Genomic DNA, 15,400 nt, shown 5'->3' with positions numbered 1-15,400 from the left:
AAAAGTTCAAGATCAAGGCTTGCGCAATTTCGAAGAATGCAGCGTACTTAGCCGTACGTGAAATTCTGAGAAATTGCGCGTAACGCAGATATTGGACTTGTTACGGCGCCATCAAAACTTAACACTACCTGTAAAAAAACTTTTTACAGGCGCATCATATCATCAACCATAAAAAAACAAGCAGGAATCATGCGAGACGACATCATCGAAATCCGATGGCACGGCCGAGGCGGTCAGGGGGCCATCACGGCGGCCAAGATCGTTGCCAATGCCGCCTTTACATCAGGCTACGGCGGGGTGGTCATGGCCCCGACCTTTGGCACGGAACGAAGAGGCGCACCCGTGCTGACCTCCCTGAAAATATCAAAAAACAAAATCTATGACCTGTCTCCCATCACGGAGCCGGACATGGTGCTTGTGCTCGATCACCTTCTGGTGGAGGAAGTGGACGTGGCCGCCGGGCTCAAACCCGGCGGGCTGATTATCATCAACTCGCCCAGGCCGCCGGAAACCTTTAATTTTCCGGGAATGAAAATCGCCACTGCGGATGTCACCACCATGTCCGCCAACGCAGGGCTGCCCACGGGAATTGTCAATACCGGCATCATCGGCGCATTTGCCAAAGCCGCCGGAATCCTTGACATGGACACCCTGGCCGGGGCCATAGAAGCGGAGTTTGCCGGGAAAAACCCGGAGAAAAACGCCGAAGCCGCCCGCATGACCCATGCGCATACGCTGATTGGAGAGGCCTGATGAATGACGTGAAAAATCCCGGTAATTCCGGCAATGATTCCAAAAAGCAGGAAAAATTTGCCTGCCGCACATCCCACAGCGAGCCCGGACCCGGCGACGGAGGGCGGACCGGATCATGGCGGGTGCTTCGCCCGGTAATTGATTTGGACAAGTGCATCCCGGCCAAGCGCAACAAGGCGGCCTGTTTTAATTGCTGGCTGTATTGTCCCGACGGAGTGATCACCAAAACCATCCCGCCCACCATTGATTATGAATACTGCAAGGGATGCGAGATCTGCGCCGAGGAATGCCCGGCTGACGCCATCACAATGGTGGAGGAAACCCTGATTCTCATGGAGGAAAAGTAAGCTCATGCATATTATCGAAGCGGGCAATGTTGCAGCAGCCATGGGGGTCAAACTGGCCGGCGTCCAGGTGGTGGCCGCCTACCCCATCACCCCGCAGACGCCTTTAACAGAAAAACTATCGGAACTGGTGGATTCCCGGGAAATGGATGCCCAGTACATCCCGGTGGAAAGCGAACATTCCGCCCTGTCCGTGTGCATTGCCGCATCCAGCGCCGGATCGCGCGCCTTTACAGCCACCAGCGCAAACGGCCTGCTCTACATGAACGAGCAGCTCCACTGGGCTGCGGGCGCCCGGCTGCCCATTGTCATGTGTGTTGTCAACCGCGGCATCGGCGCACCCTGGACCGTTTGGAACGATCACCAGGACGCCATGAGCCAGCGCGACACCGGCTGGATCCAGATCTATTGCTGCGATCATCAGCAGATCATCGACACGGTGATCCAGGCCTTTGCCATTGCCGAAACCGTTCGCGCACCCGTGATGGTCTGCTATGACGGCTATATCCTTTCGCACACCTACATGCCCTTTGATATTCCGGAACAGGCGGACGTGGAAAAATTCCTGCCCGCCTTTACCCCGGACTGGGCATTAAACCCCCAATGTCCGGCCAACCTCAACACGGTCACCCTGCCCGAGCCCAGGGCCGATGTGCGGGGCAACACCGCGCCGGGCTACATGGAAATCCGGCACAACCTGCACACGGATCTGCGCCGGACCATTGACGTGACCGCGGACACGGACGCAAAATTCAAAGACGTCTTCGGCCGCGGGGGCCAGCCCTTTATCGAGTCCTATTTCTGCGATGACGCCGAGCAGGTTGTGGTTTGCATGGGATCGCTGTCTTACCAGATGCGCGACGTGGTCGATGAGCTTCGAAAGGAAGGCGTTTCCGTGGGCGTTTGCGGCCTGCGCCTGTACCGGCCCTTTCCGGACCGGGCTGTGGCCGAAGCCCTGAGCGGCAGAAAAAACGTGTTCGTGTTTGAAAAAGCCCTGAGCTACGGCTACGAAGGCCCGCTGTTTTCAGATATAAAGGCAGCGCTTTACGGCACAGAGAATCTCCCGAAGATCCGCAATTTTATCCTCGGCCTCGGCGGCCGGGAAATCCGGACCCGGGCTCTGTACGAGGCCGTAAAAACCGCATGCAGTGAAAATCAAAGCAAACCGCATGATCCGGATTTTATCGGGCTGAAACTGTAACTCCGCTTGCAGACAGCCTTTTTGCGGCAAGGCTTTGACGCATAACAACAGCTAATTTATTCAGGATAAATATATCATGGCCACAAAAAAAACCACCATCCTCAATCTGCCCGAAGAAGAATACGTACACCCGGGAAACCGGGCATGCGCGGGCTGCGGGTTAAGCATCGTCTACAAAACCGGTTTAAAGGCCCTGGGCAGAGACAGCATCCTTGTGGTCCCGCCCAGCTGCCTGACCGTGCTCCAGGGACTCTATCCCATTGCCGCAACCCAGCTGCCGTGCTTAAACGTCACCTTTGCCTCAACCGCGGCTGCGGCCACTGGCGTGCTGGCGGCCATGCGGGCCCAGAAACGCCCGGATGTCCAGGTGGCGGCATGGGCCGGAGACGGGGGCACCAGCGACATCGGCCTCCAGGCCCTGTCCGGGGCATGCGAGCGGGGCGAGGACTTCATTTTTATCTGCTATGACAATGAGGCATACATGAACACCGGAGTCCAGCGCTCCGGCACCACACCCCAGCACGTGCTGACCACCACCACCCCGTTTACCGGCAAGCACCAGCGGAAAAAAGACGTGCCCGCCATTATCGCGGCCCACGGCATCGATTACGTGGCCACAGCATCAGCGGCCTATCCCCTGGATTTTTACGACAAGGTGGTAAAGGCCAAAAGCATTCCCGGGCCCAAGTACATCCACGTGCACACGCCGTGTCCGGCCGGCTGGGGATTTTCTCCCCGCTACACGGTCAAAATCGGCCGCATGGCCGTGGAAACCGGGCTGTTTGATCTCTATGAGCGGGAAAAAGGGCAGTTTCGCCTAACAGGCGCCTCGGAAAAAATGCTGGACAAAAAGCGCAAACCAGTGGCCGACTATTTTGCCACCCAGAACCGGTTCAAGGGCATGGATGCGGAAAAAATCCGGGTCCTGCAGGCGGAAGTGGACGAAAAATGGGCGGCTTATGAAAAAGTCGCCCAGGGCATCTGCTGAAACATGAAGCGAAGCAAAAGATAGATGGCGGGCCCGGACTGGTGGTTACCCTTCGTAGAGAACTGCCAGAATCCTGGCCCGCTCCTTTTTGGCCGCCACCATGTGGGGCGTGGTCGACAGGTAATACACGCTGTCGCCGGGCTCCAGCTCGAACTCGTCTTTTTCGATTCTCACCAGCACCGTGCCCTCGAGCACGAAGATAAACTCCTCGCCCTCGTGAACAGAGGCTTCCTTGTCCGGGTTTTCCTCCAGGTCAACGATCAAAGACTCCATGTGCCGGCCCTGGACTTCCGGAGCCAGACTCTGATAGGAATAGAGCTTGCGGCCCCTGGTGGATGTGGACCGGGTCACGGGCATGCGCTCATGCTTGCGGGTCACGGAATACAGCCGGTTGCCCACCCCGGACAGCAGCCTTGAAAACGCGCTGTCAAGGGCCTTGGAAAGTTTTACCAGGGTTCCGAGCTGGGGCTGAATCTCATTGGCCTCGATCCGGGTCAGGGTATCGACGTCAAAACCCGTCAGTGCCGAGATCTCATCATAAGAAATCCCCTTTTCCTCACGGATGCTGCGGATCCGGTCGCCAATGGCCTCAACGTCCACTGCGCCGGCACCGTGCTCGATGTTTCCGGTCAGCAATTCATAGCGGTCCTTGTACCCGGCTGGTTTTTCATGTTCGACCATGTCATGGCTCCTTTGGCAAATATGCCCGAATCAATGGGATCGACTCCCTGTTCAACTGCCTGAATCTCTTTCTTACCAAAACCGGCCGGGACCGTCAAATCCCAAACACATCCGGCCCGTGAAATTACGGGGCGATTTGCCGGCTCTGTTGTCATTGACCCCGCGGCTGTGATATATGTGTATTTAAAAAATCCGGAAACTTCTATAACCGACAACCAATAAAAAATAACTTATTGATATTACTTAACACTTAATCACTTAAAACTTAACACTTAACACTTAACACTGCCTGTAAAAAAACTTTTTACAGGCTTATCAAACTGCAAAAAGGGACACATAATGACCGATACCCAATACCATGCCTGGCTGTGGGAAAAGCTGGGTCATCAGACCCTGGAGAATCTCAAAAAGCACGGATTTGCCGGTCACTTTGTCAACAATGCAGACGAGGCCCGGGACCTGATCCTTGAACTGATCAAGGATTATGAAAGCTTTGGTTTCGGCGGATCCGCCACCGCCCGGGCCATAGATCTTCCCGATGCCCTGGGCGCAATGGGCAAAACCGTCTACGACCATTGGGAGCCGGTCGCCGAGGAATCAGACCTGTCGCTTCGCCTCAAACAGGGCCGCTGCGACTGCTTTATCTGCAGCGCAAACGCCATTTCCGCCACCGGTGAGATCGTGAACGTGGACGGGGTCGGCAACCGGACCAATGCCATGACATTCGGATGCCCCAAGGTGATTATCGTGGCCGGCATGAACAAGGTGGCCGTGGACCTTGACGGGGCTTTCCGCCGGATCCGGGAGGTGGCCGCACCCATGCGCGCCAAGAGCCTGAACATGAGCACCCCGTGCGCGGAAACCGGCATCTGTACAGACTGCAATTCTCCCCAGCGCATCTGCCGGATCACCGCAATCCTGCACCGCAAGCCCATGATGACCGATGTAACCGTGGTGCTGGTAAACCAAAGCCTGGGATTTTAATGGCCCGGCAGTGCGCAGGCCCGCCCTGGCACCGGCGGCAATGCTGGCAGGCGGCCAATTTCTCTGTCAGATACATTTTTGAAAAACACCCGGCCCGGCTGGATTTGCTGATTGAAACAGCCGGCCATATACGGGCCGGCCTGGATCAACTGGATTGGCTCTACCAGCACCTGTGCGCTAAAACCTGCACGTTCTGCCCAGAGCCCTGCTGCCTGTCTGCAGATATCTGGTTTGACTTAAAAGACCTGTTGTTTCTCCACGCCGCCGGCCTGCCCCTGCCGGTTCAAAGCCCCAAAAAACGCAGCCAAATGCCCTGTGCCTTTCTTGGCCCCCGGGGCTGCGTGCTTGCCAGAACCAGCCGCCCCTGGATCTGCACCTGGTATTTGTGCGCCACCCAGAAACACCGGCTCACCAGGGAAAACCCCGGCCGGCTGTCCAGAATCCAGAACCTCACGCAACAGGTCAAAGCGCTTCGCATCACACTTGAAAACCGCTTTATTGGGCTGGCATTGGAAAATAAAAGGAAGTAATCAAGGCGGCACAAAAGCCCCGCGGGCGGAGCTGATAACCTATCAACCGGATCATTTTGACCTGTATACAGGGCCGGATTTTAAAAACATCATCCATGATCAGCTTGAATTTTTAAACCGGCATTTTGAATGATGCCGAAGGCTGCACCGCATCCGGACTGTGGTCGGATCACCCATTTCCTGGTTGACAAAATCCCCTTTCCCGCATAGATATTTTACTGATTGGCGATTTACGCAAGTTATTTCCGTTACTTTTGCTGCGGGCAGATAAAAATGGCTGTGATTTCGATCTATAACAACAAGGGCGGGGTGGGGAAATCGACCATTACGATTTTTCTGTCGGATTTTTTCTCCTCCACCCGGATAGCCGGCAAAGAGGCCCGGGTTGCTGTGGTGGACCTCGACAGCCAGTCCAGCTCCGCCACCTCCCTGATAGGGATTCATGCGGTTGCCGCCGCCAAGTCAGACAAGCGAAGCATTACACATCTGTTTCAAGACATCAACAGCGGCAAAAAGGTGCGGTTTGCCGACTATCTGCTCAAAAGGGAAAAAGGGCGCACACAAACCCGGCGGATTCCCCTTGCCGAGCTCTGGGTCATGACCCAGGAACGGGAATCGGCCATTGACATCGAATCGGAATGGAAGCAGCAAAAAGTTGTCCGGTTTTTGCGATCCCTGACCGGCACCCTGCAGAAAAAGTTTGATCTCATCTTATTTGACACTCCGGCCAATGTTGACCAAAGAAACAAGATCACCATGGCCGCCCTTCGCGCATCCGATTATATTGTCATTCCCTCGGAGTCCAGCCGCATGGCCGTAAACGCCATGACCGACACATTCAACATGATACAATATGCCCGGGCCATCGAAAACAACCGGCACCCGGCGCCGCAGACAGCCGGGATACTGCTCAACAAGACCGACCGGCGCACCCGGCAGTACAAGCTCCACCACCGGGAACTCATTGATATCGCGGCCCGCCACAACACCACTATTTTCAAAAATTATTTCCCCCACGCCCACACCCTGTCGAGCGCCGCCGACGACAGCCTGTATTTTCCCACCCTGCGGGAAAAATATAACACCTACTATGATCATGTCCGAAAGACAGCGGTGGAACTAGCCGGCCGGTGCGGGTACAAGATCAGGCAATTGCCAAAATTACAAAGGCCCTGAAAAACCGCCTAAGGACAATAATCAAGGTTTCCTCCCATCGCTTCCGAAAAAATTGCTTAAAGAAAACTGCAGAGCAGCCGAGATATTGTATTAGTGAATACGGACGGAACTTGGCGCCCAAAAATCCAGAAAAAGCAACAATGCGCTTGGGAAGGCGCATATGGAAATGATCGGGTATCCAATGCCCCTGCCGTATTCCTCGCCGGGCGATTGCATTTAATTTTTTTTTGTTCTCAAATTTGTTTCTGCTTTGACGAATCATTTTGGGTTCATTTTTTAAACAAAAAACAGAAAAGGAGATATCCCGTGGAAAAACTTTTAAAAAAACTCTGCTTAAGCCTGAGCCTTTGCCTACTTCTCGCAGCTGGCGCGGTAATAACAACACCCACGGATGCCCAGGCCATTGACAGCCAGTGGTGCTGTACTGTATGGAAAGGAGAGGGCGGCGGCAATTACGCCATGAAAAACGGCTCCAGTTCAAGTGCAAGTCTTAGAGTGGTCGGAAGATATTCAAAAAGCCATCAGGCCAGAAATGCTGCTCAATCTTATGTCAATAACGGGTACTACCTTATTGGACCCTGCAGGTGTGACAAGGCATGGAACTTCCATAGCTGGATTCAACGAAGAGGAAACCGATATACCAGCCAGCAGGACCTGCGCAGCTGGAACCGCAGCTACAACATCAAACATTACGGTACTGCAAACCCGTAATTTATCGAACAAATTTGGGACATCCCGAAGATGTCCGGACCAACTGCAATTCCCGGAAAACTCATCAACACCCCAAGCACATCAACCGGCTGCGGCGGCGCGCTGCCGCAGCCGGCTTCAATGCCCTTCAAATTTTCAATATCTTCAAAATCATTTCCCAACCCCCGCTCAGAATCTTTGTCATTTCATCCTGCACATTAAAGGAGAATCCAGATGAAAGTGCTGGCCCTAAACAGCAGTCCGCGCAGCCAGGGACAAAGCAAGACAGAACTCATGCTCAGCCATCTGGTGGAGGGCATGAAAGAGGCCGGCGCAGACGTGGAAGTCGTCAATCTGCGCGAAAAAAAGATCAAACCATGCAGCGGCTGTTTTGCATGCTGGACAAAAACCCCGGGAGTATGCATTCACAAAGACGACATGAGCGCGGAACTGTTTGACAAGTACCGCCGCAGCGACATGGCTGTTTTTGCAAGCCCGTTGTATCACTACAGATTAAACTCGGTGATGAAAAAATTCATCGAGCGAACCCTGCCCATGAACGAGCCTTTTTTCGTGGAGCATGAGGGCCGGACCCATCATCCCGTGCGCTACCCGTATCCCAAAACCGTTATTTTGTCAGTGGCCGGTTTTCACGAGCCTGAAATCTTCGGCCCCTTGTCTGTCTGGGCCAATTACGTGTACAAACATGTTCTGGCCGCCGATATCTACCGCCCCGGGGCCGAGGCCATGGCGGTTCTCCTTTTCCTTATGGTTTTGGTTGGCAATAAGGAAAATACCGCTGTGGCAACGATTATTCAATATCAAACACCGCACACCGCTCGGCTGCGGCGGCGCCCCTCCGACGAGCCTCTCTGTGGCGCCCATTCTCGGGCCGCCGCCGGTCCGACCGATGTGCTTGAGACTTCGATCAACTATCTGGGAATTTCAGTCTATCCCGGCATCTACCGGATGACCCAAATTTGTTTTTTCCGGCGAGGTGGCGGGCTCCTGCCATTTGGCAATTGAAAACGGCCGGATCCGGGGGATTGCAGGCGATCCCCAAACAGCCGATCTTACCGTTTATACTCCCTTTGAAACATGGATGGACATTCTCACCGGAAAGGCGGACGGCCCGGCTTTATTTCTGGAAAACAAGTACAGTGCCGAGGGCGATATTGACCTGCTTGCAGACCTGGGCCGGATTTTCGGCCGTCCATAACGCAAGATAAAGGGGCAATACAAACTTTACACCCGGTGGGGTTTTGATATATATTGAAAAACAAACACCTGAACCTGAGTCCGATTTTTTCCGCCGTGCCCGGGTAGTCGTCCAAGAAAAGGAGTCCTGTTATGAATTACGAAAAGATCCGTTTTGATGTAAAGGATGCTGTTGCGTTTCTGACCCTGGCCAACCCGGAAAAGATCAATGCGCTGTCCGGACAAATGATTCAGGAGATCATCCACGCCCTTGGGCAGGTCTCTGCGGATGAATCCGTAAAAGTTGTCATTATCCGGGCTGAAGGCAAAAATTTCTGTGCCGGCCATTATTTGCCCGAACTGCTAAACGGGGGTGTAAAATCGTACAAATGGGTTTTTGATGAGTGCACCCGGATGATGCAGTTGATTCATGATCTGCCCCAGCCGGTGATTGCACAGGTTCAGGGCATCGCCACTGCGGCCGGATGCCAGTTGGCAGCCTGGTGTGATATGGTCATGGCCAGCGAAGATGCAAGCTTTGCCACGCCCGGCGTGAAAATCGGGCTTTTTTGCACTACACCGGCGGTTTCCGTTTCCCGGGCCATCGGGAGAAAGGCCACCATGGAAATGCTGTTGACCGGCCGTTCTTTCCCGGCCGAAGAAGCCAAACAGCTCGGGCTGGTCAATCGGGTGGTGCCTTTAAGCGAACTTGCTCAGGAAACGGAAAAGCTGGCGGCCCAAATTGCAGAAGCAAGCCGGTTTACTTTAAGCATCGGGAAACAGGGCTTTTATTCCCAGGTGGATCAGGAAGATGACAAAGCCCTTGATTTTGCCAAGCACACCATTGTCATGAACTGTATGGCCGAGGATGCACAAAACGGCATTCGCGCATTTGTTGAGAAACAACCCCCGGTAAAATGGAAAAACCGCTGAGGAATATTTTCGGCTGTACTGATAACATAAACCAGAGCCAGACCCGGCAGCAGCAACACTTTCACAGTGCCGGCCGAAAATTATTCAGCAACCAGCATCCGTTCCATGCATATCCGGCCCATTTCGCCAATGGCTTTGTAAGCATGGATCTGGCTGGCTGAAACACATTGCCCGAAAAAATCCTTGGCCCATTTCTGTAGATGGGCCTGGATAAATTCCCGGATCTGATCCTCTATTATGCCCAGATCCGCATGGCTGCCCGCCCGGATGCTTTTGGCCTTTTGCAGGTAGAGATACATCATAAATTCCATCTGCGTGGCAATATGATCCGCGGGCTCATTCACCTCGCCAGACATTACCAGCCCGGCTTTTTTATAGCAGCGCTCCGCATCACGGGCAGCCGGGCTGATAAAAAGGGCGGGTTTGGATTGAAGCGCGTCTTCGGGATCATAGCGGAAAGTGGTTTCATACAGGGCAACAGCCGGTTTTTTGGGATGTGTAAACAGGCGGGTATATTCCCGGCGCATTTCCGTAAGCAATTGATTGCTGTTTTTTTCATTACCCTTACAAGCAATCAGCCCGGACCTTATCTTTTCGCGGTCTTCCACGGGAAATCCGAGTTCCTCAAAAATTGCCGCAGCATCCTTTTCAAAACCGCCGTCGAGCAACCCGGAAGCCAGTTCTTCCGTGGGAAAATCCATGGACATGAACAACAATCTGTACATATCCGAGGCGGCAACGGATTTTTCAATCTCCGGTTGTTTCCGGTTTAATTCTTCCGAATCTGTCATTTTGCCCAGGGGGCGGCCAGTGCGCTCATGCCTGCGGATACTATCCTGCTCCTCCGATGAACCTTTGGACAGGAAATCCGACCAGTTGCCACGGATAATCGAAAGCACAGGCGCCACACTCACCAATTTATCGTCCAGGCCGGTTATATGGGCCGCAGCGCTGCTCCAGGGCCATTGCTCCGGCCGGTCGGCCAGTTCGGCGCGAACCGGATTGTTCTCGATATAACGCGCGCAGGCAAGCAGGTAGCGCTCGTCCATGACAAACGAGAAGAACCGCTCCTGCCACAGGTGCCCCCTCCATCCTTTGCTGAAGTTAATTCGGCGGGTATACCGGCGATGGGCCTCGCCTACAGCCAGCCGGAGACCCTCCTTATCGGACGGAACGGCAATCAAGTGAATATGATTCGGCATCAGACAGTAGGCCCATATATCCACAGCATATCTATCGCACCATTGGGCCATCAAATCGATGTAGGCGGCATAATCCGCCTCTGAAAAAAAGGTCTGCTACCGCCTGTTGCCGCGCTGGGTGATATGATGCGGCATGCCCGGCGCCACTACTCTTGCGATTCTTGCCATGATTCCGACTATACGGTCGTTGCAAAGTCAAAGTCAATTGAAATTAATATACTGTCCCCGGAATTGCCGGAATTGCGCGTCCACCACGCCGGCGGCCTCGTAGCCGATGCGCGCGGGCGGCTTGGGCTGCTCCAGATACATTCCCTGCCGAAACATCACCTCAGCCCGGTTAAGGCCCAGTGCCTCGACCTTGATTCGCGCCTCGCCCGCTCCGGGTTCCTCCAAAGGCAGATCCTCTATCTCCAGGACTTCCGGACCGCCTGTTTTATGGAAACGAACCGTTCGTGGCATGGCAAACCTCCCTGCATTTTGAAATTATCGACTTTTACGAAATAACCGTACTTTACCCAAAATAACGGCGGGGAAAAAAGTGTCAAAGAAAAGGCGCAGCAACGCGACAGACAGCAATTTGCTTTAGGCGCCGGCCGGACCGACATGCAGGCGCCCCCGCCCCGCACGTTTCGCCGCCTTAGAGATACTGCCCTTTGCGTTCGGCAATTTCAGAATTAACCTTTTAAAAGGAGGGACTCATTTTTTTTCGTCGGAGACAACTGCCTGCTTGTACAGGCAAAACTGCTGGAAGAAGATGAAATGGAGGGGCCATGAAATACAAACCGCTTGGCAGGACCGGTTTGCTTGTTTCTGAATTGTGCCTTGGCACCATGACGTTTGCCGGCAAGGGATTCTGGGAGGTCATCGGCACACAGCCACAGGAAGTCGCAGACGAGTTGGTCGCAAAATCCCTGGATGCCGGAATCAACTTCTTTGACACGGCCAACGTGTATTCCGAGGGCGAATCCGAAAAAATGCTGGGCAAGGCCCTTGGAAACCGGCGCAAGGACGTGGTGGTGGCCACCAAGGTGCGCGGCCGCATGGGGCCGGGTGCAAACGAGGTGGGCCTGTCGCGGGGGCACATCATGCAGGCGGTCGACGACAGCCTGCGCCGCCTGGGCACCGATTATATCGACCTATACCAGATCCACGGATTTGATCCCCTGGCGCCCCTGGAAGAAACCCTGCGGGCGCTCGACGACCTGGTCCGCTCCGGCAAGGTGCGCTACATCGGGTGTTCCAACCTGGCGGCCTGGCATCTGGCAAAGTCGCTGTGGATATCGGATAAATACAACCTCTACCGTTTTGAAACCCTGCAGGCGTTTTACAGCATCGGCGCCCGCGACCTGGAGCGAGAACTGGTGCCGCTGATGACAGATCAGCAGATCGGGCTGCTGGTCTGGAGCCCGCTTGCCGGCGGGCTGATGTCGGGCAAGTTCACCCGCGAGGGCCAGGGCCCGGCGGAGGCGCGCCGCACAAAGTTTGATTTTCCGCCGGTGGACAAACAGCGGGTCTTTTCCGTGGTGGAGGTCCTGGGACAGATTGCAGACACGCATAACACATCGGCTGCGCGGGTGGCCCTTGCCTGGCTGCTTCACCAATCCGCGGTCACCAGCGTAATAATCGGCGCCAAAAACAACCAACAGCTCGAAGACAACCTGGCCGCTCCCGGACTGACACTTTCCGGCCAAGAGCTGGCCCGGCTCGATGAGGTCAGCGCACTGCCGGAAGAATATCCCGGCTGGATGGTCGACTGGCAAGCCAGAAACCGCTACCCGGAACCCACAACACAACAATAGCAGCACAGATACAGGGGAGGCATTGATGGACCTGGGTTTGACCGACAAAAAAGCCCTTGTCACCGGCTCCACGGCCGGTATCGGCTTTGCCGCCGCCCGCGAACTGGCCCGCGAAGGCGCCCTCGTGACGGTAAACGGCAGGACCGAGGCGCGCGTAAACAAGGCGGTTGCACAGATTCAAAACGAAATCCCGGGCGCAACGGTCAACGGTGCTGTCGCGGACCTGAGCCGTGCGGACGGGTGCCGCATACTCACCGGGCAACTGCCGGAGGTCGACGTGCTGGTCAACAATCTCGGCATATTCGAGCCCAAGCCGTTTGATCAGGTAAGCGATGATGACTGGCTTCGTTTTTTCGAAACCAACGTGATGAGCGGGGTCCGGCTGGCGCGCCACTATATGCCGGCTATGCGATCGCAAAACTGGGGGCGCATCGTGTTTGTCTCCAGCGAATCCGCCCTGCAGATCCCCACCGAGATGATCCACTACGGCATGACCAAAACCGCCCAACTGGCCGTATCGCGCGGACTGGCCGAAACGCTTGCCGGCACCGGGGTGACCGTAAACAGCGTGCTGCCCGGACCGACCACATCTGAGGGCGTGGGCCGAATGGTGGAGCAGTCAGCGGCCGAGCAGGGCCTGACCGTCAAGGAATTTGAAAAGCAGTTTTTCCAAACCATGCGCCCCTCCTCGGTAATCCGTCGCTTCGCGACAGTAGACGAATCCGCTGCCATGATCGTTTACGTATGCAGCGCGCTTGCATCGGCAACCACCGGTGCGGCCCTGCGCGTGGACGGGGGCGTGGTTCGGGCAATTGGTTAAAACACAAAGGGACTCATGAGAAAATTCGGCAGGCGGGCCTTTTTCCTGGTGATTGCGGCTGTCGGGCTCGCATTCGGCATATTCCGGAGCTGGCACAGCCTGAAAGTTTTTTTTACGGGCACCCGGAAAAAAGTTGCGGCAGACGACAGGAAAACCCCTTATTCCCGGGGCGGCCAATCCATGGTTGCCGTGGTCGGCGGCCGGGATGTCAAAGCCATGGTCCAACGCGCCGTCTCAGCCATCGGCGGCTTTGATCAGCTCCGACTCCGGGGGAAAACAGCCTTGGTGAAACCCAATGTGGTCGGCGCCATGGGCAATCCCACGACTACCAGCGCCGAACTGGTGGGCACCGTGGTGGCCCTGCTGTATGCCAACGGCGCGGATAAGGTGTATGTGGGCGACATGTCCGCACTCATACGGGGCGGCACCGGGAAAAACATGGAGGAAACCGGCATTGGCCCGGCAGCCCGGCAGGCCGGGGCCGAGACCATCTCTTTCGAAGACCACGGATGGGTGTCCGTACCGGTCAGCGGCAGGCACCTGGATCATGTGGAGGTTACGGAATGGCTGTTCAAGGTGGACCGGGTAATCAATCTGCCGGTGATCAAGACCCATCGGTATGCAGGGTATTCGATTTGCCTGAAAAATCTCGTGGGCGCCACCCACTTCAGCCAGCGGCCCTACCTGGTTGACCGGTCCCACTGGGAAGAGGTGGTGGCCGAGCTGAACCTGGCCTTCACCTTTGACCTGCATATTGTTGACGGCAAGCGAATCATGGTTTCCGGGGGCCCGTGGCAGGGCGAGGTTCGCGATACCCGCCTGGTCATGGCCGGCGCAGACCCCGTGGCCTGTGACGCGGTCGGGCTGGCCATGATCAAATCCTTTGACCGATGGGAAAGACTGGCCGACAAATCGCCCTGGCAGATGCGGCAGGTAAAAAGAGCCGTTGCACTCGGACTGGGGACAGCAAACCCGACACGGATGCAAATCTTGGCCGAATCGCTAAACCAGGACCCGGAATTCAAAGCATGGATCCGGGGAATGCGGGATCTTCTGGTTTAAGGCGCTGCTGTCGGCTGAAAAAAATGAACTCGAAATGCGGTTTCCGTCTCATGCGGGGTAACCGGCGGCTGGGCCGGGGGCTGGGCACCTACAGCATGAAACTGCTCAGCGAACGGTACCTCGAAGGCTGCGTGGGGTTTACCAGCTCCGCCAAACACGGCACAACCTTTACCGCGCGCTATCCCCTAGATCAAAACCCGCAGCGCACGGCCGCCTACAAAGGATAGAAACTTGCTTCACTATTGCCTTAACGGATTTACAAAGGGATTCGGGGATTCTCCTGCACCAGTGGCCCGGTATACAGTTAACTTGGACACCAATTTGGGAGAAGGTTAGCGAAAGGCTTTTCTGAACCATGGAAAAAAACTGGTCCTTCAACTGGCCTGCTCTCGAACCAATTTGGAAATATAGCTGATGAGTTCCTCTGCCTTTGAAATCCATGGTACGACCTGTGATTCTCCAAAGCTGACAAAGTCGATATAATCACCCTCTTGGCGTCGCTCAAAAAGGTCATTGTATATTCTGGCCAGATGCTTCGGGATTTTGCCGGTTTTTACATAATTTCTATTGAATAGGCCACGTATACCAGCATGCTTGGAAGAGGAGAGCCCGTCGCGGACAAGAAGAGCAGAGACAGCATAGAAGCAGGCATAGTAGAGACGGTTTACACAGGCATTCCACCGCTCTGCCCTGGCGAGAATGCGAGCGTCTTCCAAAGTCTCTTCAGCACGTGCCATTCGGTATGAAACTAAGTCCTTGCTCCGTTCATTCACAGTCTGATTCCCTCCTGCTGGACCCGCTGATGAAATGGCATAGCCTGATAAATACCACTATTCCATTCTTCCCGATTCCTTACAATCGAGGATATTACCTCTCCAGATTCCCATTCCACTTCATAGAGCCTGTGACGTATTTGATCTGTACGTTCATCGCTCAAAGGCCCATCAACCAGGACGAGGAAGTCCCAGTCTGATTCCGCGATTGCATCTCCACGCGAGCGTGAGCCGTAAAGAATGATCTCAGCGCCGGGTTCCACTTCG

Annotated in this window: 21 protein-coding genes and 1 pseudogene; 15 read left to right on the top strand and 7 right to left on the bottom strand. The window is 55.1% G+C overall.

All coding sequences use genetic code 11. The features are described from left to right. The first annotated feature begins 189 nt into the window (after nt 1-189). The 4 genes from ACTCIA_RS14465 (at nt 190) to ACTCIA_RS14450 (ending at nt 3,286) form a co-directional block, all read left to right on the top strand. Nucleotides 190-753 carry a 2-oxoacid:acceptor oxidoreductase family protein gene (locus ACTCIA_RS14465; RefSeq protein WP_463002520.1) on the top strand — a complete coding sequence of 188 codons (564 nt, stop codon included), beginning with the start codon at nt 190-192 and terminating at the stop codon, nt 751-753. Then, nucleotides 753-1,100 (top strand): 4Fe-4S binding protein, encoded by a 348-nt coding sequence (locus ACTCIA_RS14460; protein ID WP_463002519.1) that lies wholly within the window; start codon nt 753-755, stop codon nt 1,098-1,100. The genes ACTCIA_RS14465 and ACTCIA_RS14460 overlap by 1 nt, the downstream gene beginning before the upstream one ends. A 4-nt stretch (nt 1,101-1,104) precedes the next feature. Continuing rightward, on the top strand, nt 1,105-2,298 hold the full coding sequence (locus ACTCIA_RS14455) for a pyruvate ferredoxin oxidoreductase (RefSeq protein ID WP_463002518.1): 1,194 nt from the start codon (nt 1,105-1,107) through the stop codon (nt 2,296-2,298). Between the two features lie 76 nt (nt 2,299-2,374). Continuing rightward, nucleotides 2,375-3,286, top strand: a complete 912-nt coding sequence (locus ACTCIA_RS14450; protein WP_463002517.1) for a thiamine pyrophosphate-dependent enzyme — start codon at nt 2,375-2,377, stop codon at nt 3,284-3,286. Nucleotides 3,287-3,331: 45 nt separating this feature from the next. On the opposite strand, the gene ACTCIA_RS14445 is transcribed toward ACTCIA_RS14450, so the two are convergent. Then, a complete protein-coding gene (locus ACTCIA_RS14445) occupies nt 3,332-3,967 on the bottom strand; it encodes a helix-turn-helix domain-containing protein (RefSeq protein ID WP_463002516.1) in 636 nt (211 codons plus the stop codon). A 339-nt stretch (nt 3,968-4,306) separates the two neighbouring features. On the opposite strand from ACTCIA_RS14445, the gene ACTCIA_RS14440 reads away from it, so the two are divergent. The 4 genes from ACTCIA_RS14440 (at nt 4,307) to ACTCIA_RS14425 (ending at nt 7,368) form a co-directional block, all read left to right on the top strand. Further along, nucleotides 4,307-4,951, top strand: coding sequence for a lactate utilization protein (locus tag ACTCIA_RS14440; protein ID WP_463002515.1), 645 nt, complete (start codon nt 4,307-4,309; stop codon nt 4,949-4,951). Next, the gene (locus tag ACTCIA_RS14435; protein WP_463002514.1) at nt 4,951-5,481 is read left to right on the top strand and encodes a hypothetical protein; all 531 of its coding nucleotides are present in this window, start codon (nt 4,951-4,953) and stop codon (nt 5,479-5,481) included. The genes ACTCIA_RS14440 and ACTCIA_RS14435 overlap by 1 nt, the downstream gene beginning before the upstream one ends. 273 nt (nt 5,482-5,754) lie before the next feature. After that, a complete protein-coding gene (locus tag ACTCIA_RS14430; protein ID WP_463002513.1) occupies nt 5,755-6,657 on the top strand; it encodes a ParA family protein in 903 nt (300 codons plus the stop codon). Between the two features lie 306 nt (nt 6,658-6,963). Then, nucleotides 6,964-7,368 carry a hypothetical protein gene (locus tag ACTCIA_RS14425; RefSeq protein WP_463002512.1) on the top strand — a complete coding sequence of 135 codons (405 nt, stop codon included), beginning with the start codon at nt 6,964-6,966 and terminating at the stop codon, nt 7,366-7,368. On the opposite strand, the gene ACTCIA_RS14420 is transcribed toward ACTCIA_RS14425, so the two are convergent. Beyond that, a complete protein-coding gene (locus ACTCIA_RS14420; protein WP_463002511.1) occupies nt 7,347-7,529 on the bottom strand; it encodes a hypothetical protein in 183 nt (60 codons plus the stop codon). The genes ACTCIA_RS14425 and ACTCIA_RS14420 overlap by 22 nt on opposite strands. Before the next feature lie 52 nt (nt 7,530-7,581). Here ACTCIA_RS14420 and ACTCIA_RS14415 point away from each other — a divergent pair, with 52 nt between their 5' ends. From ACTCIA_RS14415 to ACTCIA_RS14405, 3 genes are all read left to right on the top strand, one after another. Beyond that, on the top strand, nt 7,582-8,373 hold the full coding sequence (locus tag ACTCIA_RS14415; protein WP_463002510.1) for a flavodoxin family protein: 792 nt from the start codon (nt 7,582-7,584) through the stop codon (nt 8,371-8,373). Continuing rightward, nucleotides 8,363-8,566: an SCP2 sterol-binding domain-containing protein gene (locus tag ACTCIA_RS14410; RefSeq protein ID WP_463002509.1), complete on the top strand. Its 204-nt coding sequence runs from the start codon at nt 8,363-8,365 to the stop codon at nt 8,564-8,566. Before ACTCIA_RS14415 ends, ACTCIA_RS14410 begins: the two co-directional genes overlap by 11 nt. A gap of 131 nt (nt 8,567-8,697) precedes the next feature. Next, complete coding sequence (locus tag ACTCIA_RS14405; RefSeq protein WP_463002508.1) at nt 8,698-9,477, top strand: enoyl-CoA hydratase; 780 nt, start codon at nt 8,698-8,700, stop codon at nt 9,475-9,477. Between the two features lie 80 nt (nt 9,478-9,557). On the opposite strand, the gene ACTCIA_RS14400 is transcribed toward ACTCIA_RS14405, so the two are convergent. From ACTCIA_RS14400 to ACTCIA_RS14390, 3 genes and pseudogenes are all read right to left on the bottom strand, one after another. Further along, on the bottom strand, nt 9,558-10,391 hold the full coding sequence (locus ACTCIA_RS14400; protein ID WP_463002521.1) for a TorD/DmsD family molecular chaperone: 834 nt from the start codon (nt 10,389-10,391) through the stop codon (nt 9,558-9,560). A gap of 99 nt (nt 10,392-10,490) precedes the next feature. Continuing rightward, a pseudogene (locus tag ACTCIA_RS14395) lies at nt 10,491-10,751 on the bottom strand (transposase); the annotation flags it as partial. A 129-nt stretch (nt 10,752-10,880) separates the two neighbouring features. Further along, a complete protein-coding gene (locus ACTCIA_RS14390) occupies nt 10,881-11,138 on the bottom strand; it encodes an alcohol dehydrogenase catalytic domain-containing protein (protein WP_463002507.1) in 258 nt (85 codons plus the stop codon). Between the two features lie 311 nt (nt 11,139-11,449). On the opposite strand from ACTCIA_RS14390, the gene ACTCIA_RS14385 reads away from it, so the two are divergent. From ACTCIA_RS14385 to ACTCIA_RS14370, 4 genes are read left to right on the top strand one after another with little or no spacing between them, the layout of a single operon-like run. After that, nucleotides 11,450-12,478, top strand: a complete 1,029-nt coding sequence (locus tag ACTCIA_RS14385) for an aldo/keto reductase (protein ID WP_463002506.1) — start codon at nt 11,450-11,452, stop codon at nt 12,476-12,478. A gap of 25 nt (nt 12,479-12,503) precedes the next feature. Further along, complete coding sequence (locus tag ACTCIA_RS14380) at nt 12,504-13,298, top strand: SDR family NAD(P)-dependent oxidoreductase (protein ID WP_463002505.1); 795 nt, start codon at nt 12,504-12,506, stop codon at nt 13,296-13,298. Nucleotides 13,299-13,313: 15 nt separating this feature from the next. Further along, nucleotides 13,314-14,360 carry a DUF362 domain-containing protein gene (locus ACTCIA_RS14375; protein WP_463002504.1) on the top strand — a complete coding sequence of 349 codons (1,047 nt, stop codon included), beginning with the start codon at nt 13,314-13,316 and terminating at the stop codon, nt 14,358-14,360. Between the two features lie 23 nt (nt 14,361-14,383). Next, on the top strand, nt 14,384-14,587 hold the full coding sequence (locus ACTCIA_RS14370) for an ATP-binding protein (protein ID WP_463002503.1): 204 nt from the start codon (nt 14,384-14,386) through the stop codon (nt 14,585-14,587). Nucleotides 14,588-14,734: 147 nt separating this feature from the next. Here the strand turns inward: ACTCIA_RS14370 and ACTCIA_RS14365 are convergent, their stop codons facing one another. Together ACTCIA_RS14365 and ACTCIA_RS14360 are read right to left on the bottom strand one after the other, a co-directional pair. Beyond that, nucleotides 14,735-15,097 carry a HEPN domain-containing protein gene (locus tag ACTCIA_RS14365; protein WP_463002502.1) on the bottom strand — a complete coding sequence of 121 codons (363 nt, stop codon included), beginning with the start codon at nt 15,095-15,097 and terminating at the stop codon, nt 14,735-14,737. Between the two features lie 32 nt (nt 15,098-15,129). After that, nucleotides 15,130-15,400: nucleotidyltransferase domain-containing protein (locus ACTCIA_RS14360; protein ID WP_463002501.1), on the bottom strand; the 271-nt coding region annotated here is incomplete at its 5' end.

This window comes from Desulfosalsimonas sp., assembly GCF_055149105.1.
Note: the sequence above shows the minus strand (reverse complement) of the source record. Positions and strands in the feature narration are given on the sequence as shown.